This window comes from Alteromonas sp. 009811495 (genome assembly GCF_028865455.1).
In the GTDB taxonomy this organism is placed as follows: Bacteria; Pseudomonadota; Gammaproteobacteria; order Enterobacterales; family Alteromonadaceae; genus Alteromonas.
Genome location: NZ_CP113972.1, coordinates 3,364,377 through 3,384,875 on the forward strand (window position 1 = coordinate 3,364,377; position 20,499 = coordinate 3,384,875).

General features: G+C 44.5%; 12 protein-coding genes. 6 read left to right on the forward strand and 6 right to left on the reverse strand.

Features of this window, described 5'->3' with window-relative positions; all coding sequences use genetic code 11:
- The first annotated feature begins 453 nt into the window (after positions 1-453).
- Both prpF and OZ660_RS15290 read left to right on the forward strand, forming a co-directional pair.
- Entirely contained in the window at positions 454-1,635 is a 1,182-nt protein-coding gene (prpF, locus tag OZ660_RS15285; protein WP_274741499.1) for a 2-methylaconitate cis-trans isomerase PrpF, read from the forward strand.
- Positions 1,636-1,756: 121 nt separating this feature from the next.
- Complete coding sequence (locus tag OZ660_RS15290) at positions 1,757-3,007, forward strand: diguanylate cyclase (RefSeq protein WP_202262321.1); 1,251 nt, start codon at positions 1,757-1,759, stop codon at positions 3,005-3,007.
- 28 nt (positions 3,008-3,035) lie between these two features.
- Here the strand turns inward: OZ660_RS15290 and OZ660_RS15295 are convergent, their stop codons facing one another.
- From OZ660_RS15295 to OZ660_RS15310, 4 genes are all read right to left on the reverse strand, one after another.
- Positions 3,036-4,634: a PH domain-containing protein gene (locus OZ660_RS15295; protein ID WP_274741500.1), complete on the reverse strand. Its 1,599-nt coding sequence runs from the start codon at positions 4,632-4,634 to the stop codon at positions 3,036-3,038.
- Positions 4,634-5,197, reverse strand: coding sequence for a PH domain-containing protein (locus OZ660_RS15300; protein WP_274741502.1), 564 nt, complete (start codon positions 5,195-5,197; stop codon positions 4,634-4,636). The genes OZ660_RS15295 and OZ660_RS15300 overlap by 1 nt, the downstream gene beginning before the upstream one ends.
- A 98-nt stretch (positions 5,198-5,295) precedes the next feature.
- A complete protein-coding gene (arcB, locus tag OZ660_RS15305; protein ID WP_226432197.1) occupies positions 5,296-7,650 on the reverse strand; it encodes an aerobic respiration two-component sensor histidine kinase ArcB in 2,355 nt (784 codons plus the stop codon).
- A 77-nt stretch (positions 7,651-7,727) separates the two neighbouring features.
- Positions 7,728-8,645: an N-acetylmuramoyl-L-alanine amidase gene (locus tag OZ660_RS15310; protein ID WP_274741503.1), complete on the reverse strand. Its 918-nt coding sequence runs from the start codon at positions 8,643-8,645 to the stop codon at positions 7,728-7,730.
- A gap of 620 nt (positions 8,646-9,265) precedes the next feature.
- Here OZ660_RS15310 and gltB point away from each other — a divergent pair.
- Positions 9,266-13,732, forward strand: a complete 4,467-nt coding sequence (gene gltB / locus OZ660_RS15315; RefSeq protein WP_274741504.1) for a glutamate synthase large subunit — start codon at positions 9,266-9,268, stop codon at positions 13,730-13,732.
- A gap of 13 nt (positions 13,733-13,745) precedes the next feature.
- Complete coding sequence (locus OZ660_RS15320; RefSeq protein WP_202262326.1) at positions 13,746-15,161, forward strand: FAD-dependent oxidoreductase; 1,416 nt, start codon at positions 13,746-13,748, stop codon at positions 15,159-15,161.
- A 94-nt stretch (positions 15,162-15,255) separates the two neighbouring features.
- On the opposite strand, the gene OZ660_RS15325 is transcribed toward OZ660_RS15320, so the two are convergent.
- Entirely contained in the window at positions 15,256-17,895 is a 2,640-nt protein-coding gene (locus tag OZ660_RS15325) for an aminotransferase class V-fold PLP-dependent enzyme (protein ID WP_274741505.1), read from the reverse strand.
- Positions 17,896-18,005: 110 nt separating this feature from the next.
- Positions 18,006-18,911, reverse strand: coding sequence for a TolB family protein (locus OZ660_RS15330; protein WP_274741506.1), 906 nt, complete (start codon positions 18,909-18,911; stop codon positions 18,006-18,008).
- 366 nt (positions 18,912-19,277) lie between these two features.
- On the opposite strand from OZ660_RS15330, the gene OZ660_RS15335 reads away from it, so the two are divergent.
- Together OZ660_RS15335 and OZ660_RS15340 are read left to right on the forward strand one after the other, a co-directional pair.
- The gene (locus OZ660_RS15335) at positions 19,278-19,733 is read left to right on the forward strand and encodes a hypothetical protein (protein ID WP_202262329.1); all 456 of its coding nucleotides are present in this window, start codon (positions 19,278-19,280) and stop codon (positions 19,731-19,733) included.
- Positions 19,734-19,905: 172 nt separating this feature from the next.
- The gene (locus tag OZ660_RS15340) at positions 19,906-20,493 is read left to right on the forward strand and encodes a DUF2726 domain-containing protein (RefSeq protein ID WP_159626600.1); all 588 of its coding nucleotides are present in this window, start codon (positions 19,906-19,908) and stop codon (positions 20,491-20,493) included.
- The last annotated feature ends 6 nt before the right edge of the window (positions 20,494-20,499 follow it).

Below are 20,499 nucleotides of genomic sequence, written 5' to 3' on the forward strand. Positions count from 1 at the left end.
TGTTTGTGATTTGAAATCCTCCAGCCGCAAGGATGCGGCTGGGGAGCGCACATGGATGTGTTCACAGCGTGTTTCAAATCACGAACAACCTTACTTCTCTCCAGATAAAATGTTTTTTAATTGAAGAGGGCGTTGAGGCTAAGTTGAAACCTTCGGGGCATAGACCTCCCCTCTCGAAAGAGTTTATTACTTTTGGGTGGAAGCTGTTTGTGATTTGAATCCCTCCAGCCGCAAGGATGCGGCTGGGGAGCTCACATGGATGTGTTCACAGCGTGTTTCAAATCACGAACAACCTTACTTCTCTCCAGATAAAATGGTTTTTAATTTAAGAGGGTGTTGAGGCTACGTTGAAACCTTCGGGGCGCATGGACGCGCCCCGAGAGCCTACAAGGAAGTATTCACGGCGTGTTTTAACGGAGCCTCAACGCTCTCTTATTGAAGAAAGGAAAAAACATGACAAAGTATGCGCCACAACTTCGAGTACCGGCTACCTACATGCGTGGCGGTACCAGTAAGGGTGTGTTTTTTAACTTAACTGATTTGCCAGAGGCTGCGCAGAAGCCCGGTCCGGCGCGAGATGCATTGCTGTTACGCGTAATTGGTAGCCCCGATCCATACGGAAAACAAACCGACGGTATGGGCGGTGCAACCTCTAGTACCAGTAAAACAGTTATACTGAGTAAAAGTGAACGTGAAGGCTACGACGTAGATTATTTGTTTGGTCAAGTCGCTATCGATAAGCCCTTTGTCGACTGGAGCGGTAACTGCGGTAATTTAACAGCCGCCGTTGGCGCGTTTGCTATCAGTAATGGTCTTGTCGACAAGGCTAAAATACCCGAAAACGGCATTGCTACAGTGAATATTTGGCAAGCCAATATCAATAAAGCCATTATCGCTAAAGTGCCCATCACAAATGGCGAAGTGCAGGAAACCGGCGATTTTGAACTAGACGGCGTTACCTTCCCTGCCGCGGAAGTCGAAGTCGCTTTTGTTGACCCTGCAGATGGCGAAGGCGCTATTTTCCCCACAGGACGTTTAGTCGATACCCTTGATGTCCCAGGTGTAGGCTCGCTGCAAGCCACAATGATAAATGCTGGTATTCCTACTATATTTATTAACGCTGAAGATATTGGGTATGTGGGAACAGAGCTTCAAGATGACATCAATGGGGATAACGAGGCGCTTAATAAATTTGAAGCCATTCGTGCCCATGGTGCAGTGCAAATGGGATTGATTAAAGATATTGGTGAAGCTGCTAGTCGTCAACATACTCCCAAGGTAGCGTTTGTTGCTCCCCCTAAAGCGTATAAAGCATCAAGTGGCAAAGATGTGCTGGGGTCTGATATTGATGTATTAGTACGTGCATTGTCTATGGGCAAACTGCATCACGCCATGATGGGTACGGCTGCTGTTGCCATTGCTGCGGCAGCAGCTATTCCGGGAACCTTAGTGAACTTAGCGGCAGGTGGCGAAGATAGGGATTCTGTGACATTTGGACACCCTTCTGGCACATTGCGAGTGGGTGCTAAGGCGTCTTTCAATGACGATAAGTGGTCTATTGATCAGGCAGTTATGAGCCGCAGCGCCCGTGTACTAATGGAAGGGTTTGTTCGTGTTCCAGAGGAACAAAGCTGATCACAGAACAACACTTTTACGTATGCAATCCCATAGACATTCGTATGAAAAGCTCTTATTTGAAGGGCTTTTTTTAAATTTATTGGTTATGATAATTGCATAAGCGTTACGAGTGGTTCACATGTACAAAGTTCTTGTTGTTGAGGATAGCGCGACTGTCCGAAAGATCGTTAATAAACTTATTGAGGATAACCCTCATTTTACTTGCGATCTTTGTGAAGATTTAGCTGAGGCCAGCACTGCGCTTGCTAACAATTCAGATTACCTTGCAGCGATAGTCGACTTGAATTTGCCCGATGCACCGAATGGCGAAAGTGTAGAGTTGGCGCTGTCATACAACCTCCCTACCATTGTACTTACTGGTAATTTTGATGAATTTACTCGTGCCCAACTGCTTGATCAGGGCGTATTAGACTATATCACTAAAGAATCTCGGTACTCTTATTTACAAGTATCGAAGCTTATCGATCGCTTACGTAAGAACCTCACAACTCGCGTGTTAGTGGTTGAAGACTCGAAAACCAGTCGCAACCACATCTGTTCGTTATTGAAGAAATTTAAATTCCAAGTCCACGAAGCCTCTGATGGTATAGAAGCACTTGGAGTACTTGAACAACATCGCGATATAAAGATGGTAATTTCCGATCATAGAATGCCCAACATGGACGGATATGAACTTGTTAAGGCTATTCGTCACGAAAAGCGCATGCAAGACTTAGTTTTCATCGGGCTTTCTGCGACTGGCGACAGCGTGCTCACCTCAAAATTTATAAAAAGCGGAGCAAACGATTTCCTTTCGAAGCCGTTTTATCACGAAGAGTTTTATTGCCGTGTAATGCAAAACTTAGAGTCTCAAGAAATGATCCAAACCATTAGAGATTCTGCCAATTTAGATCCGCTTACAAAAGTCTACAACCGCCGCTACCTTTACGAAGTTGCTGAAGAATTGTATGCCAACAAAGCGTCGCGCAATCAGGTTATTGTGTCGATGATAGATGCTGACAACTTCAAAAACGTAAACGATACCCTGGGCCACAAAACCGGTGATATGTTGCTACAGGAGTTCGCTGCATTATTGCAAGAATATTTCCCAGATGACCTTATTGTGCGCTATGGTGGAGAGGAATTCACGGTTGTTTCTTTAAGACCGCCGAAAGCCTATTTAGCAGCGCTATCGCAATTTATGAATGCGGTTCGTACCACACAGTTTACCAATCATAAATTTAATATTACATGTAGTATTGGCGTGTGTGCAGAAGAGTTCGATTGTCTTGAATCGCAACTGGACGTTGCAGATGCACGACTTTATCAGGCTAAGCACAGTGGTAAGGATCGTATTGTCACCCGGGATGAAACAAAAGCGCAGGCCTAACGAACTAGCCCTGCGCATTGATGCTTTTCTACATCCACGAACGCCTAGTCGATTCCACCTCATGTAAAATACTATCTGCAAGTTCATGCACATACTGTTCTGGTAGAAAAGGGACGGTCACTGCACCGGAAGCGAGGACAACTTTTAACGTAGCGAGCCCTCTGCGCTTCATAAATACACTTTGTTTTACCATAACTTGTTGCACTTTGTAGGGCTCAAAACACAAATAGTCTACTCCTATTCGGCCGCGTCTGACGTAAACGTAGTTTTTATCAAACGCAATACCCCAGCGCCACCAGCGTAGAGTCAATAGTAGACCAACGGCAGTAAACCCACTTAAAGACAACAAGATAATATCTAGATGATCACTAATAATGCCCACACAAAGTGCGAATAAGAAAGGTACCGTCCAGGCAACCGCTAACCAATGGAGTATAAAGCGCTTGCTAATGGTTTGATAAGTTTGATGATGAAGATCACACCCTGGCATAACTTCACGACTTAAGGCTAAGGCTTCCGACTCGGTTACAGAAGGCACAATAAGCTTGTTAGGCGACATTAACTCTTGCACTTGTTGGCTTGCCGTTGTGTTTTGCTCGAAGTACAAATTTACCCGCTTGAGGACTTTATCTAGCCAGTCCTGTTTTGCAGTTATCATTTGAATACGCGACGCACGCATGCTGACTTCTAGCTTATTAAGGAGTCCGCTTCTTCGAATATACCTGTCGCCAGCCCGAGAGAGTGTATACCCATAAAACGTAAATAGTGCCCCGCCTACGCTAAGTAAAGCCATTGCAGCCATCACCATCATAATAATGACAAATGCGTACAAACTAAACTGCCACCACGCTATCGCTTGTTCACCTACTAACTGGTTGAGTTGCAGCCCTTTTTCAGCAAGCCACTCAGATACAAATCCTATAACGTCATCGTAAAACGGCGCTGCCGCTCCCAATATGATCCACACTCTGTTGTTGGTGATGCCGTGGATCACAATGTCACCTACTGAGCGAGTATTAAGAATTTCTTCAGAGGCGTCTTGCTGCGAAGTCGCTGTCTCATCCACGGTATCATTCATATCCGTCGATGAAGTATTGGCGGAATCATCGCGGTGGGCTTTCTCAAATAACACGCGTTTTTTGAGTGCATGGGCATAGTCTAACGGCACTGCGACAATTTTAGCTTCCTCTTTTCCGCTACCTGCCGTATCTAACACAACTAACGCATATCCAAATGGCCGATAATAAAAGGGCAACTCTATTTTAACGTTCTGAATGCGCCATAGCGGCAAGTTGGTATAACGGCGTTGAAACACTCCTGTATGAATTTCTACATGCTGATTATGAACCCTAAACTTATACATCAAGAAACTTACAACGCCGCTTAATGTGGTAAGAATAATGACAGCGGCAATACCGATATAGGCTTCCGGTGAGTTGAGGTTTTCGAAGATATTGAGACTCACCGCAATTGCAGGGATGGCATAGACCAGTCCTTGTGCAGTATTGATAATATTGCGCACCGTAAAGTAAACAATGGCAATGGGTGACAGCCTTCTCCAATCATCACCGGTTTCAACTTTTGTCGGTGTCGCCTCTTGTGGCATAGACGTGGTTTGCTCTGACATTAGCGTGCACTCACATCTTTATGATCGAGGATATATTGGCGAATTCGTTGTGCGCGCTCAAGGGGAAGACCCGGTATTTCGAAGGTATGCATTTCGCCACCTGCAGAGAAAACTTGCAGTTTCGCCAGCCCCGCCCATCTATCGAATGGACCTCTTTTTACTTCAACATGCTGTACTCGTAAAATTGGCTGACAAGAAAGCCCTCTGAACACTAAACCAGACTGTTTGCTAATATCTTGTTCTCGCACGGCGTACATAATTTTGGTGTCGGCAAACCAGTGATAGGTAAACCAAACAAGTCCCAATGTGCTAATAACTCCAACAATAAAGGGGTAGGCGTAGACTAAATCTTCAGGCAAATCGAAAAAGGGGTTAAACCGTAAAACAGACACAACCCCAATCAAAATAAGTGCTAAGAGTGTTACAAACACGAGGTTAAGCATTCGATACTTGGGGCTAATAGGCTCGAGCACTAGCGCGTCTAAATGTGGTAACTCATCGTAACGCACTTGCTGATTTGAAAATTGAACATTATCAGGCTGCAAATCTACTTGGTTCATCATACTCATCTTCCTTTTGCTTTTTCGCTTCCACTAAAAAAGGGGCAAAAGCCCCTTTTTAAATGAACGAATAGTCTCGTTATTTTAGTTATAGGCCTGTTTTAATCGTCAACTTGTTGTTCATTCAACCAGTCGTGAAGTGCTTTCATATCGTGTTGAACCGCCATCTGAAGCTCTTCAACCCAGTCATGCACGTTCTCCCACCATGTAGGGTGATCGCCTTGCTGAATTTGGTTTGCTATACGCTGCACACGTGCCAAACCTACAGAGCCTGCTGCACCTTTTATTTTATGTGCCTGAGAGCATACTTCTGATTTTTCATCAGCACTTAAGCTCAACTGCAGAATTTCCATATACTCTGGCATTTTCTCTTGGAATACTTTCACGCTAGCACGCACCATTTCGTCGCCTATGGTATCAACCAACATCTGTAGTAAGTCCATATCTAAAATGTTACTTAATGTTTTGTTCGGCTCAGGACGTTCTACTTCACCGTCAACTTCAAGAGGCGCCGGTGGCGCATGAAACAGTTCATTAAACACCTCGATCACACGAGACTTTTTGATAGGCTTGGCGATGACATCATCCATACCGTTTTCTAAATACTCATCACGCTTTTTAATGACATTTGCGGTTAACGCCACAATGGGAGTTTGCATGACCAAGTCTTCCTCAATGAGCGTACTGGCAACGTCAAAACCTGTCATATCAGGCAACTGAATATCAAGAAGGATCAAGTCATATTGATTGGCGCGTGCTTTATCAATGGCTTCTTGCCCCGTCATAGCGACATCTACTTTTTGACCAAGCTTTTCAAGCAAGGCCTTCGCTACCATAACGTTAAGCTCGATATCTTCTACCAGTAGGATATTAAGACCAGTCACTTCTAGCTGCGCGACTTTCATCGGGCTATTTGAAATTTGCACGGGCAGTACAATTTCAAATCGAGTTCCCTTGCCCACTTGGCTTGAAACGTGAATTTCGCCTTTCATCAAGTCGACCATTTGCTTACAAATAGCAAGTCCAATGCCGGTACCTGTAGCTGACTGATGATCTGGATGATCGACTTGGTAATACATGGCGAAAATCTTCTCTATTTCGCTCTCTGGAATACCCACTCCGGTATCTTCAATAATGAAGGTAACATACGCCTTATCACCGTCAGGTTTCGTCGATGACACCGACAAACTTACGTGCCCCTTTTGCGTGAACTTGACTGCATTGAACAAAATATTCCACAAAATTTGGCGTAAGCGTGTACCGTCAATTTCAACCAAACGTGGCAACGGCTCGTTGATTGTCGTTTTCAGTTCTAACTGTTTATCCGCAGCAAGTAAGCGAATAATACTACTTAGCTCTTCCGTGAAATCTTTAAGCGAAACCGTTTTAAGGCTAAGTTCTAATTTATCTCTGTCGAGTTTATCTAGGTCGATAATGTCGTTAAAAATATTACCTAACGTAATTGCACTGGCATAAATTGTACTTACCCAACTGAACTGCTCATCGCTTAAATCAGTGTCACGTAACATACGACTAAGCCCAACGATACCGTTAAGCGGCGTACGCAACTCATGGCTAATCGTTGCAATAAAACGCGTTTTGTCGGTACTCGCTTTCGCTGCTGCATTTTCTGCTTGCTTGCGCTCTGTCATGTCTCGACCAAACGATAACAAACCTAAGCGGTTACCTTCTTTATCGAAAAACGGCACACGCTTCATTTCGAAGTAGCGACGACGCCCATCGGCAAAGCGCAACCACAACTCTTCAGTGATGCTTGCATTTGTCTCTAAGACTTCATGGTCACTAGCAACGATTTGACGAGCGAGTTCTTCTTCATACACATCTTTTGGCGTTAGCCCAAGAAGCTCTTGTTCCGTTTTGCCTGTCATCAACTCGGCAATACGATTACAACCTGCAAAGCGACCTTCTTCATTGCGATAGTAGATGAGATCCGGTGACGCATCGATAATTGACCGCAAGAGTGTTGATAAACGTCTGGCTTGTGCTTCCTGTTCAGATTTGTCTTGTATTTCTTTTTCCAAGTCTTTAAACAGGGCTTCGCGTTCTTCTTGTGCTTGCTTACGCTGCTCTATTTCATGGTTAAGTTGGCGAATATTGCTTTGAAGCTCTCGATTCAAGAACACGTCTTCTTCGCGAAGACTTTCAAGTTGGCTTACCACTTCTTTCAAATTTGTGCGTGAATTTTCCAGCTGCTTAATAAGCTCGCTGAAAAAATACAGCACCCATGGAGCGGATAGCATGGTGAGCACAACTGCGCTTATGAAATCATCGGGCTGAACTTGGCTTCCCATACTCACGCGGATAACATATGAACCTCCCAACGTGAACACCAACGACAGCACTACGAAGAGAATGCTGAGTTTCAATGTGCCAAAACGTTGAACAAATTGAGCAAACCGAATTGCCCAAGAATCGTTTGGTGAATCTGAATGCATGTACGTCTAATCTAAGCTTATTTTGCCCCTATCCTAGCAGGCTTTGTGCGCTTCGGGAATGTACAACGTAATTGCCGTCATTTACTTGGTAACTTTTCACTAACTTCATTGATGTATCGCGTGTTTACCCAACCCGTAGCTGTGTAAGACACTCTGGCCCACTCTCCCTGCTTTTCGATAATGGTAAGCATATCGCCTTTGTTGACCTCACCTTGTATTTTCTCGAAGTCTGTACCCGGGCCCAAGCGGACATTTAGTGTGCTTGCATTCACACTAGCCCGCTTTTTGCTCACAACTTCCCGTTCAGCGCTGTTAAAAGCACTTTGCGCTGATATTTTTGTTTCTCTCGCAGGCTCTATTTTTATGTTCAGCAACCTCGCTCGCAGTTCATCAAGGGGAAACGCAGGACCCGGGTCAATCTTTCTTACTGGTGCGATTTCTTCGTGGCCAACAATCACCTTTATGTGATAACGCTGACACAACGCTTTACACAAAGCATACGTTCTCGCGATTTGCTCATCGGTAAACTTGTGCCAGTAGGTTTTTGCCGTTTGGTTTCGATGTACAGCTTCAACAACATCATCTTGGTGACATGTTTTTCCGAACCACGTTTTAAACTCGCCTCGACTATTTTGCGTTAACTGTCCTGCATTATCTAACTCAATGCCTATTGAATACCGATTGAGATTTGTTCTGCCTTTGTAACTACTTTTACCCGCATGCCATGCAATCTTATTGGTCGGCAGCATTTGGACAATGTCACCATTTCTGCCAATCGCAAAGTGGGCGGAAACTTGGCTATCAGGATTCGTCATCACATCTACAGAAGAGGCTAAGCTACTTCCAGCTGTGAAATGAATGACAATAGTGTCAGGCAAATCTTCATCAAAACTGCCAGAAGAATTAGGCGATGGGGAGAAACTGACATTTGGACCATTGAGTAAATGGGATTTCATCACGAGGGTACTTGATGGTACGAAAGATGAAGTCGGCATAAAAATCCCTTTAAGTAGATGTTTGCAGTAGCACTGCGTACATCTATTCAGTGCATATTTATTGGCTTGATTAAGATCACCACACTTTACATTAGCTCACTTTTTAACCAATATAGCAAACATCAATTTCAAGTGGAACTTGATGTTTACATCTACATAAAAATACATTCTTTAGCCCATTGACAACATAAAACAATAAAATCAAAGCATAATTATTCATAACCACTTTTTAAATGAGAGCCGTTATCATTTGAAGATACACTAACCAAGACGTTAATAAAATTATAACAAATCCGTTACAACCCATATTTTTTAAATGTATAACATTGAAAAATATAGATTTTCAGCGAGTTATACTAATTCACTATATCAGTGACACTTTTTACGTTTGATTTTAGATTTTAATGTGGGTATTTTGTACGGCCCGCATCGCAATAATGCATAAAAATGCGGAAAGACTGGAATCCTCTAATAATAAATAAACGACAAGAAAGGCGCAGGCCGCACGCAATAACGCGTGTGAGCACAAAAGACGTCTAACCATGTTGTGATACGCAAACCTAGGCGCATCTACACGCAACGCATACCTTGCCCAGTCAAAAGGTTGAAGGAGTTAAGAGATGAGTTTATATAATCCCAATGATTCCCGGGACAACTGCGGGTTTGGCTTAATCGCCCACACCCACGGGGAAGCCAGTCATGAATTGGTAACAACTGCAATTCACGGCCTAGACCGTATGCAGCATCGTGGCGGTATCGCCGCAGACGGGAAAACCGGTGATGGCTGTGGTTTACTACTGCAAAAACCGGATGCGTTCTTCCATGCAATCGCCGAAGAAAATGGCTGGAAACTCAGCAAAAAATACGGCGTGGGCATGATTTTTTTAAGTCAGGACCCAGTACTTGCGCAAACTGCGCGTGAGATACTAAATGAAGAACTAGAAAGAGAAACGCTATCAGTAGTGGGCTGGCGCGAAGTGCCTGTCGACCGCTCAGTACTCGGCGAACTCGCACTCACAGGCGTACCGCAAATCGAACAAGTATTTGTGAATGCCCCTGCGGGTTGGCGTAAACGCGACCTAGAGCGTCGCCTTTATATGATCCGCCGTAGAGCAGAAAAGCGCCTTGAAGCCGATCCAGATTTTTACGTTGCTTGCTTGTCAGGCCTTGTAACAATCTATAAAGGCTTGGTAATGCCGAAAGATCTACCTGCCTTTTATCACGATCTTGCCGATGAGCGCATGCAAAGCGCAATATGTGTATTCCACCAGCGCTTTTCTACTAACACATTGCCACGCTGGCCATTAGCACAACCCTTCCGTTTCCTTGCGCACAATGGTGAAATTAACACCATTAAAGGAAACCGCGACTGGGCAATGGCACGTGCTGCAAAATTCGCTACACCGCTTATCCCAGATTTGAAAGACGCAGCACCTTTTGTAAACACTGAAGGCTCAGACTCGTCGTCTCTTGATAATATGCTAGAGCTGTTCTTGGCAGGCGGTATGGACTTATTCCGTGCTATGCGTTTGCTTGTGCCACCAGCATATCAAAACAACAAAACCATGGATGACGACCTTCGTGCATTTTATGAGTTCAACTCTATGCACATGGAGCCGTGGGATGGTCCAGCCGGTATCGTATTGACTAATGGCCGCCATGTTGCGTGTAACCTCGATAGAAATGGTTTACGCCCTGCTCGCTACGTCATTACCAAAAATGGTTTTATTACCCTTGCCTCAGAAGTGGGCATTTGGGATTACGAGCAAGCCGACGTTATTGAAAAGGGCCGCGTTGGTCCTGGTGAAATGCTTGCCGTTGATACTTACACCGGTAAAATCTGGCGCTCAAACGAAATTGATGATGACTTAAAAGAACGTCATCCTTATAAAGAGTGGCTAGAAAAGCACATTCGTCGTTTAACGCCGATTGAACAACTCGATGCATCGCTTATTGGTAAGCGTGTGTTCGATGACGACGCCATGGCGGTGTATCACAAGCTTCACGCGTATAGCTACGAAGAAATTCAACAGGTTGTTAAGGTACTGGCAAAAGACGGCCAAGAAGCCGTGGGCTCTATGGGTGACGACACGCCAATGGCGGTGATGTCATCGCGTCAGCGCACAGTGTATGACTACTTCCGTCAGCAATTTGCTCAGGTAACTAACCCACCAATTGACCCACTGCGTGAAAACCACGTTATGTCGTTAGCAACCTGTATTGGTCGTGAACAAAACGTATTTAGCGAAACCTCAGGCTACGCAGACCGCGTATTGTTTGACTCGCCAATATTGATGTATACCGACCTGAAACAGCTACGTGAATTTAATCCGGACAACTATTACTCCGAAGTAGTAGAGCTTCAATATGCGCCACAAGAAGGCTTAAAGAAAGCTATTGAACGTGTATGTAATGAAGTCGAAATGCTGGTGAAAAACAAACGTGCTGCGTTCGTTATTTTGTCAGATAGAAATATCAAGCAAAACCGTTTAGTTATCCCTGCGGCAATGGCCGTTGGTGCCGTACAGCGTCGCTTAGTTGAGAAGTCACTACGCTGCGATGCCAACATAGTTGTTGAAACCGCTAGTGCACGAGATCCGCATCACTTTGCGGTGCTTATAGGTTTAGGTGCAACAGCGATTTATCCTTTCCTTGCTTATGAAACTATTGAGCAACTTTGCGAGAAAGGCGAACTTGATATTACGCCCATGCAGGCCACGTTGAATTACCGTAAAGGTATCAACAAAGGTCTGTACAAGATTATGTCGAAAATGGGCATTAGTACCGTTGCTAGCTACAGAAGCTCTAAGCTGTTTGAGGCCATTGGTATTAATAACGAAGTAATGCAACTTTGCTTTAATGGCGTTACTTCACGTATTCAAGGCGCCGGCTTCGATGATTTCCAACAAGATTTAATTAACTTAAATCGCGTCGCTTGGCTTAAACGTAAATCAGTAGACCACGGCGGTCTTCTTAAATACGTCCACGGTGGTGAATATCACGCTTATAACCCAGACGTAGTAAGCACACTTCAAAAAGCGGTTGTGTCAGGTAACTATGACGACTATCAGGTTTATGCAAAACTTGTTAACGAACGCGCTCCTGCACATATTCGTGATTTGCTGGCGTTAAACCCTGACTGTGACCCAATTGATGTTAGCGAAGTAGAAGCGGCGGAAAACTTGTTCCCTCGTTTCGACACGGCGGCCATGTCTATTGGTGCACTAAGTCCAGAAGCACATGAAGCGTTGGCCATTGCCATGAACCGTTTGGGTGGTCAGTCTAACTCTGGTGAAGGTGGTGAACACCCTTCTCGCTTTGGAACTGAGAAAAACTCAAAAATTAAGCAAGTGGCATCTGGTCGCTTTGGCGTAACACCACACTACCTAGTTAATGCCAGCGTTATTCAAATTAAAGTAGCGCAAGGTGCAAAACCTGGTGAGGGCGGTCAGTTACCGGGCGATAAGGTGAACAAGTACATTGCGCAGCTGCGTTTCTCTGTACCTGGCGTAACCCTTATCTCTCCACCGCCACACCATGATATCTATTCGATTGAAGATTTAGCCCAGCTAATTTTCGATTTAAAACAGGTCAACCCAACTGCACTTATCTCTGTGAAATTGGTATCTGAACCAGGTGTAGGCACTATTGCTACTGGTGTTGCAAAGGCCTATGCCGACCTGATTACCATTTCAGGTTACGACGGCGGTACAGGTGCAAGCCCACTAACGTCAGTTAAATATGCGGGTAGTCCTTTTGAACTAGGCTTATCTGAAACTCAGCAAGCCCTAATCGAAAACGGCTTACGCCACAAAGTACGCGTTCAAACCGACGGTGGTTTAAAAACGGGCTTAGACGTAGTGAAAGCGGGTATTTTAGGTGCAGAAAGCTTCGGTTTTGGTACTGGCCCAATGGTAGCGTTAGGCTGTAAGTACCTACGAATTTGCCATTTGAACAACTGTGCGACCGGTGTTGCAACGCAAGATCAGAAACTGCGTGACGACCACTTTATCGGTCTTCCTGAGATGGTGATGAACTACTTTAAGTTTATCGCACAGGAAGTACGAGAAATTATGGCGTCGATAGGTATTGCTAAATTTGACGACCTTGTTGGTCGCACTGAACTACTTAGCGTATTAGACGGCATTACCGCGAAGCAAAACCGTTTAGATTTATCACCGTTATTAGTGCAGCCGCAAGCAGGTGAGCACACGCGGTTATTCTGTTCAGAAACGACTAACGCGCCTGTAGATAAGGGCGAGTTGAATGCGCAGATGCTTAAAGACGGGCAACAAGCCGTTATCGATGGTAAATCGACTACGCTTAAATACCCAATACGCAATACTGACCGTTCGGTTGGCGCTCTGTTGTCAGGCGAAATTGCTAAGCACCACGGTAACCACGACTTTGAAGATACGCCGATAAAAGTAGAGCTTACCGGCACTGCCGGCCAAAGCTTTGGTGTGTGGAATGCAGGTGGTTTGCATATGCACCTTGAAGGTGATGCAAATGACTATGTGGGTAAAGGTATGACCGGCGGTAAGCTAGTGATTCACCCGCCACGCAATATTAGCTTTGACGCGCACGACAGCGCCATTATGGGTAACACATGTCTATACGGTGCTACTGGCGGTAAGCTATTTGCAGCGGGCCGTGCAGGCGAACGTTTTGGTGTACGTAACTCTGGTGCTATTGCAGTAGTCGAAGGCATTGGTGATAACGGCTGTGAATATATGACAGGCGGCATTGTTGCAGTACTTGGCCCGGTTGGCGTTAACTTTGGCGCAGGTATGACAGGTGGTTTCGCGTATTTAATGGATGATAACGACGACCTTGATAACCGTGTTAACGCTGAGCTTGTTGATATTATGTCGATAGAAGATAAAGCCATTCTTGCTGAACACTTACGTGGTTTGATTAATCAACATTATGAAGAAACGGGCAGTGAGCATTCATTGTCGCTACTGACAGACTTTGCTGACACGCTTAAACGCTTCAAACTGATTAAACCCAAAACCAGCGATGTGAAAAACTTGCTTGGTCACATCAGTCGTTCAAGTGCTGAATTACGCATTCAGGCTCAGTAGGAGGATTTAGTTTATGGCAAAGAACGTATATCAATTTGTCGATGTTGAACGTATCGATCCGCCGAAAAAGCCGATCATGGTGCGTAAACAAGAGTTCGCGGAAATTTATCAACCGTTAAGCCAGTCTCAAACCGAAGGCCAAGCAGATCGCTGCTTGGACTGCGGTAACCCGTATTGTGAGTGGAAATGTCCAGTTCACAACTACATTCCGCAGTGGTTGAGCTTGGCGAATGAAGGGCGCATTTTAGAGGCGGCTGAACTTTCGCATAAAACCAACAGCTTACCAGAAGTCTGTGGTCGTGTTTGTCCACAAGACAGACTATGTGAAGGTGCATGTACGCTAAATGACGACTTTGGTGCAGTCACTATCGGCAGTATTGAAAAGTACATTACCGATACTGCATTTAAAATGGGCTGGCGCCCTGATATGTCGGACGTAGTTTGGACCGATAAGAAAGTGGCGATTGTAGGTGCTGGCCCTGCTGGTCTTGCATGTGCTGATATTCTGGTTCGTAACGGCGTAAAACCTGTTGTTTACGACAAATACGAAGAAATCGGTGGCCTACTTACATTTGGTATTCCGTCTTTCAAATTGGAGAAAGACGTAATCAAGCTTCGCCGCCAAATTTTTACTGAAATGGGCGTTGAGTTTGTGCTTAACACCGAAATTGGCAAAGACATTCAATTCCAAGACTTGCTCGATAAATACGATGCAGTTTTCCTTGGCATGGGCACATATAAGTCTATGCAAGGTGGTTTTGATAACGAGCAAGTAGAGGGCGTACACGAAGCACTACCTTTCCTTATTGCTAACACCAATCGTGTAATGGGCCTTGAAAAAGACCCTGCCGATTACATTGATATGAAAGGCAAGCGCGTAGTAGTGCTCGGGGGTGGTGATACCACCATGGACTGTGTGCGAACGTCTATACGCCAGGGCGCTGCGCAAGTTACCTGTGCGTACCGCCGTGATGAAGAAAGTATGCCAGGCTCTCGCCGCGAAGTTGTAAACGCCAAGGAAGAGGGCGTTGAGTTTAAGTTTAACCTCCAACCGTTAGACATTGCGGTAGATGAAAACGGTAAAGCCTGTGGCGTTAAACTGGTAAAAACTGAGATGGGACCGCCTGATGCAAATGGTCGTCGACGCCCTGTTGAAGTTGAAGGCTCAGAGCACATACTTGAAGCAGATGCCGTAATTATCGCATTTGGTTTCCAGCCAAGTCCTGCCCCATGGTTTGCTGAATTTGGTATTATGCTTGACGAAAAGGGTCGTGTACGCGCACCTGCTGCTGGTAAGTTTGCTTACCAGACCTCACATCCGCAAGTATTTGCCGGTGGCGATATGGTGCGTGGTAGTGACCTGGTGGTTACCGCTATCGATGAAGGCCGTAAAGCAGCAGAAGGGATCATGGATTACATCGGTGTTTGATGTATTCCATTCATAAACACCTGCTTTGACTTGAAGTGAGTCTGAAGCACGTCAATGTTAAGCCCAGTAACCTGTTACTGGGCTTTTTTATGCGTTACGCAATGACCTTATGCGCTTCTGCGTCAGAGGCTAACACACGCCTTACTGCATCAATGCATTTATCAATGTCTTCATCGGTATTCATAAGCCAAGGGCTAATTCTTAGCGTACCTTGACTATTTATCTGTTCATGAAGAGGTTGTGCACAATGAAACCCAGCGCGAACACAAATCCCATCCCTTTCACTTAAAATATTTGCAATAAATTGAGCCGACATCGACGTTGGATTTAACGACACAGGACCAGGAGCATCAATGTCTCCTAATACTAGTGCAGGATAAGATGCTTTAAGTGCTCGCCTTAGTTTCTGAGTTAGGCTATCTACATGTTGCTGCACATTGTCCATTCCAATATCCATTAGAAATCGAGCAGCAGCGGCCAAACCGACCACATTCTCCATTGCAGGAGTACCTGCTTCAAAGCGCCAAGGTATGGGCTTTAAGATATTCTGCTGCGAGCTCACTTTTTCCACCATCGACCCCCCCCACTGAACTGGACTTAGCTGCTCTAATGCCTCTGTTCGCCCCCAAAGTACGCCAACCCCGCTGGGCCCTCCCATTTTGTGTCCACTGAAGACGAGGAAATCCACTGAGAGTTTATTCACATCAATAGGCATATGCGGTACTGACTGCGCTGCATCTAATAATACTTTGCAGTGGTATTTCCGGGCTAACTCCACAACCCTGTCAACATCCAGTAAATTGCCTGTTACGTTGGAGATATGCGCTAGCGTTACCAAGCTATGTGGTGCTCGTTGCATCTCTTTTTCTAACGCAAAGAAATCTATATGAAGTGCATCATTTAAGTTGATAACCGACTTCTGCTTCCAAGGTAAGAAGTTAGCGTGATGTTCAGCAGCACTGGTAATGACATTTGCAAAGCATAATTGTTGCGCGATAAGGTTTAAACACTCTGTTGTATTTCTCAGTAATACAATGTTAGCTGGAGTTGCGCCGATAAAACGGGCTATATCAGCGCGTGCCTGCTCAAATTGTTCGGTGATTGCATCGCCGAGAAAGTGAGCACCTCTATGCACATTTCCTGTCGCTTTAGATAGTACCCGCGCAACTTCATTCACAACAACATTAGGTTTAGGTGTAGTTGCTGCATTATCCAAATAGCATACTTTTTTCCCCATCGGGGAACGCACATCTCGTAAGGAAAAATGCTCAACCAAAGAACATTTTGTCGACTCTAACGGCACAAACTCTACAACGTCTTCGGCGTGCAACTCTGGCGTATTTTTAAGTGGTTCGCTTGCTAAATACTTCCCACTGCTTTTGGGCGTCAAGAATGGCTCTTCAATTATGCTCAATTGAACACTTTTCCCGCCTAAAGCTTCATGCAGTGCTGTGAAGCTAGAGTTGCTGACCTCGCCTCTTTTGACTATTTTTAGTGTGAACTGATTTACCTTGTTCTGTACCAAAACAAAATTAACAACATTAGGGTTAGAGAGCACAAAGTTTTGTAGCATTCTAGCCGTCATTATATTGCCATGCACCGTTACAATATTTTCTACAACTCGTCCTTGAACCAGCAGCGCTTTGCGACCGTTTGCTAGGTTTTGCCATTGCGCTGTATCACCAATCGCGTATCGTATAATCGGCATTACCCTATTGTTTAAGTCAGTAACGACAACGCGCCCTAGAATACCTGGCTCAACAATGAGACGTTCGTTGTCATCAAGCAATTCCACATAAATGTCGTCTTGATAAATAGATACGGCATGCTGGTCCACAGGACTTGCGCCAATACTGCCCACTTCACCAGTGCCATACAGGTTCACAAAGTTTACCTTTAACGACTGTTTGATGGTGTTCACCATGTTTTCAGCAGCCAGTCCTCCGTATGGAATAACCGTAGACAAAGCCGGTAAAACAGTATTCAACTCTGCTGCACGCAACGCAATCCAGTAGATGAACAAGGGGTAGCCGCGAAGTATTTCAGTGCGACTTTTAGCCAACAACGCTAAGATGGGATCAATCTGTTTACAGATATGCGACCAATCGCCTGCTGTTATTGGGCTCACAGTAGTTCTTTGCATAAGCCACTGTCGCTCGATTCTCCCTCTCAAGTTACTCATCGTATCTTCATGGCTCCACTGTCTTGTGAGTGTCGCCCAGCGCAAAAAAGGCCAGATAGCCTCGGGCCCCTTATCAATTAGCCCACACGTTACGTTGCATGCAGATGGTGGTATATCAAGTGTTTTTCTTGCCCAAAAGGTTTGATGACTTAACGCTATATTGACATTTTCTAGAGCGCGCAAACGATCCCGCTTTGCAAAATCAGTAACAACTGTCATTCTTTCACTTGTACCGCCTGACGCTAGGGTTTGATGCTCTTCTTTACGGTGAGGAAGTACATTCTGCTCGGGAAAGCCAGTGACGTAATCTGACTTATACGTCAGCGGAATTTGCTCGAAGGTTTCTATATCATTCAACTGTGCTTGCCAGAATGGCAACGACTTCGCTAGTGATAGTATTTCGTTTCGCTTTTGACTTTGAAGCGCTAGAGAGGGATACCCAGCTAAATGCTTCTCAATGATAAGTTTTGCGTCTGACCAACACTGAGTGGTAGATAGTTGCTCAAAAAAAGGGAACAATCCATATTCACCAACAAATGACTTCAAGTGCATACCAGCGCCTCACCTGGGCAATTTTTAACCATCCTACCACAAAATTTTAACAATTCACTATATGATATGCTGACGTTAAACTAGGTAAGACTTACGTCAGCAACTTGATATCATTTGAGCTCAATCCAAGAAGGTTGCGAGGCATTTTTGACAATTCGATATAATTCAGACCCATCAACATTGATGATATGGATATCATACAACCCCTCAACATTATCAGAGACAAAAGCAATTCGTGATCCATCAGGAGACCAGACAGGATCCCAGTCAGACAGTTCGTTATTGGTCAAACGCCTTTCATTTTCCCCATTAATATCCATTACATATATTTCCCAATTGCCATCTCTATCCGACATATAAGCAACGTACTTACCATCTGGAGAAACTTCCGGATGCCAATCCTCTGCATCATTATCAGTCAACGTTATTATGTTGCTGCCATCACGATTTGCGATGGATATTTCACTTGCTCCTGTCTTAGAATGAAAAACAATTCTCCCATCAGGCATAAATGAGGCACCGCCACCACTTAGTCCCTGAATTTGTTTTTGTTCAGAGCCATCAGCATTCATGCTCCAGATTTCTTCGTTGGTGCTTCCATCTTCGTTTTTCTTGTTTCTGGAAAACAAAATATGTTGGCCATCTGGCGACCACGAAGGAGCCGCATCCCACACGTTTGCGTCTGTGGTTAACCTAACAACGTGGCTACCGTCAACATTAGCTGAGTGAATAGACCAGGTTTTGTAACTATCATATTTCCCATAGAAAGCGATTTGAGTTCCATCAGGTGATATAACGGGATAACCATCTGCTAACGTATAACTGGTAAGTTTAGTTTTCTTTTTTTCAACTAAATCAATAGTATAAATTTCACGCTTCTTTCCCTCAAACGACGAGTAAATAAGCGCGTAGGACTCAGCGTCGAATGCATTAGCCTGAGGAAAAAATAAAAACGAAAGCGCGATAGAACAAAATAGGTATCGGTTGTATCGTTCAAGTTTGAAAATGTAGTTCATGTCAGTCCTTAAGAAACCTGCGCAAGCATCAGGTTAGTCTGTTACTTGCCTAAACTGTTGCGTTATATAAAGGTAACGAGTGTAAATTGTTAGGGTATGGAAAGGCTCTGCTAACTGACGTGTAAAACACGCTCTTAATCCTAATACAAGAGATATTGATAGCGTCGTAGCTTACGACATTTGTCATACTACTGCCTAAAGCGTGAGGGGAAAAACAGCATTTATACCTAATACCTTGAGTGAAAACCGCATACCTAAAATAGGTTAATTTGCGGTCGATTTACCTAGTAAGGTAGTTGAACTGATTGGCATTCGGCTCTACTATTTTTGTAACACTATTTCACTAGTAAAAAACGAGAAAGCGCCATGAATTACCGCCAAACTGCATCATCTATTTCACGCCCTGCGTTCGCTTCAGCGTTGGCTTTTTATGTGCTTTCTCTGTCATCGGTAACGGCAGATACACTGTCAGTTGAAAGTAACGAAGTTGCGCCTACAGCAAAAACGTCTGTATCGTTAACACAACCAGATACGGTGTCTTGCCCTGCAGCATTTCACGACGTTACCATTACCGATGACGCTACGCAGTGCCAGCAGTTTGAAACACAAGTCCCTGCTGCAATGGTATATCACACCAAGCAACAGCCAAACGACGTTGTCGCTTTTTACCAAGCAAATATGTCGGCGTTAACCGTTCACGCGCCAGTAAATCAGCGCACCCTTCTTACCTCAGAAAACAACTATACTCGCATTGTTATTTCACCAGATAATACTGGTGCACAAGTCGACATACTTGTTACACCAAAAACTAACACACAATAAAATCAATAATTTAAACATCAAACTAACTCGCGGTACGCCAAACACTCTAATTAGATCTTAGTGCACATATAAAACTGGCATCTGCCTTGCAAATTCATCTACAGAACCCCTTGGTTTAATCATAGCGTCATTTTTATGACGCCATTTTTGACTGATATTTGCGAGGATTATGATGGAATTGGCAATTATTTTAATGATGTTACTTATTGTCGTCGCCCTAGGCGCCATTAAATTGTCAGATGGCGGAGTATCTTTCCCTTTTAGAAGAAAGCCTCAGTTGTTCACACCTGTCGAACATTCTTTTTTAAATTTGATTGAGCAAGCCATGGGCAGAGAATTCAGAATTATTTGTCGCGTTCGTTTAAATGATCTTGTTGCGGTTCGTCAAACAACGAACAAAAAGACTGCAAGCCAAGCACTAAGTCGTGCTTCTAGCAGACAGTTGGATTTTGTTTTGGTCGACAAGAACGACATGAGCCCTGTTCTTGCTATTGACCTAGTTCACAATCAAGGTAAAGACGGTTATAAAACGCAAAAAGATTGGTTTGTAACGGGGGCACTTGATGCCGCGGGCCTTCCCCACGCACGAATAAAGGTAAAATCTGGTTATAGTGTGGATGACATCAGAGAATGCCTAGAGAACAAGCTTATTCCTTATCGCCGCATACAACAAAAAATGGCTCAGCTACCTACACACAATCCTGAGCCGCCCAAACGTCCGACGCGCCCTATTCGCTCTAGTCGCCCAGCTGCTGCTTAAATACGA

What these genes read in the sequence shown, in the direction of transcription:
- prpF (WP_274741499.1), top strand. Translation starts at nt 454, where the DNA reads ATGACAAAGTATGCGCCACAACTTCGAGTACCGGCTACCTACATGCGT.
- OZ660_RS15290 (WP_202262321.1), top strand. Translation starts at nt 1,757, where the DNA reads ATGTACAAAGTTCTTGTTGTTGAGGATAGCGCGACTGTCCGAAAGATC.
- OZ660_RS15295 (WP_274741500.1), bottom strand. Translation starts at nt 4,634, where the DNA reads ATGTCAGAGCAAACCACGTCTATGCCACAAGAGGCGACACCGACAAAA.
- OZ660_RS15300 (WP_274741502.1), bottom strand. Translation starts at nt 5,197, where the DNA reads ATGATGAACCAAGTAGATTTGCAGCCTGATAATGTTCAATTTTCAAAT.
- arcB (WP_226432197.1), bottom strand. Translation starts at nt 7,650, where the DNA reads ATGCATTCAGATTCACCAAACGATTCTTGGGCAATTCGGTTTGCTCAA.
- OZ660_RS15310 (WP_274741503.1), bottom strand. Translation starts at nt 8,645, where the DNA reads ATGCCGACTTCATCTTTCGTACCATCAAGTACCCTCGTGATGAAATCC.
- gltB (WP_274741504.1), top strand. Translation starts at nt 9,266, where the DNA reads ATGAGTTTATATAATCCCAATGATTCCCGGGACAACTGCGGGTTTGGC.
- OZ660_RS15320 (WP_202262326.1), top strand. Translation starts at nt 13,746, where the DNA reads ATGGCAAAGAACGTATATCAATTTGTCGATGTTGAACGTATCGATCCG.
- OZ660_RS15325 (WP_274741505.1), bottom strand. Translation starts at nt 17,895, where the DNA reads ATGCACTTGAAGTCATTTGTTGGTGAATATGGATTGTTCCCTTTTTTT.
- OZ660_RS15330 (WP_274741506.1), bottom strand. Translation starts at nt 18,911, where the DNA reads ATGAACTACATTTTCAAACTTGAACGATACAACCGATACCTATTTTGT.
- OZ660_RS15335 (WP_202262329.1), top strand. Translation starts at nt 19,278, where the DNA reads ATGAATTACCGCCAAACTGCATCATCTATTTCACGCCCTGCGTTCGCT.
- OZ660_RS15340 (WP_159626600.1), top strand. Translation starts at nt 19,906, where the DNA reads ATGGAATTGGCAATTATTTTAATGATGTTACTTATTGTCGTCGCCCTA.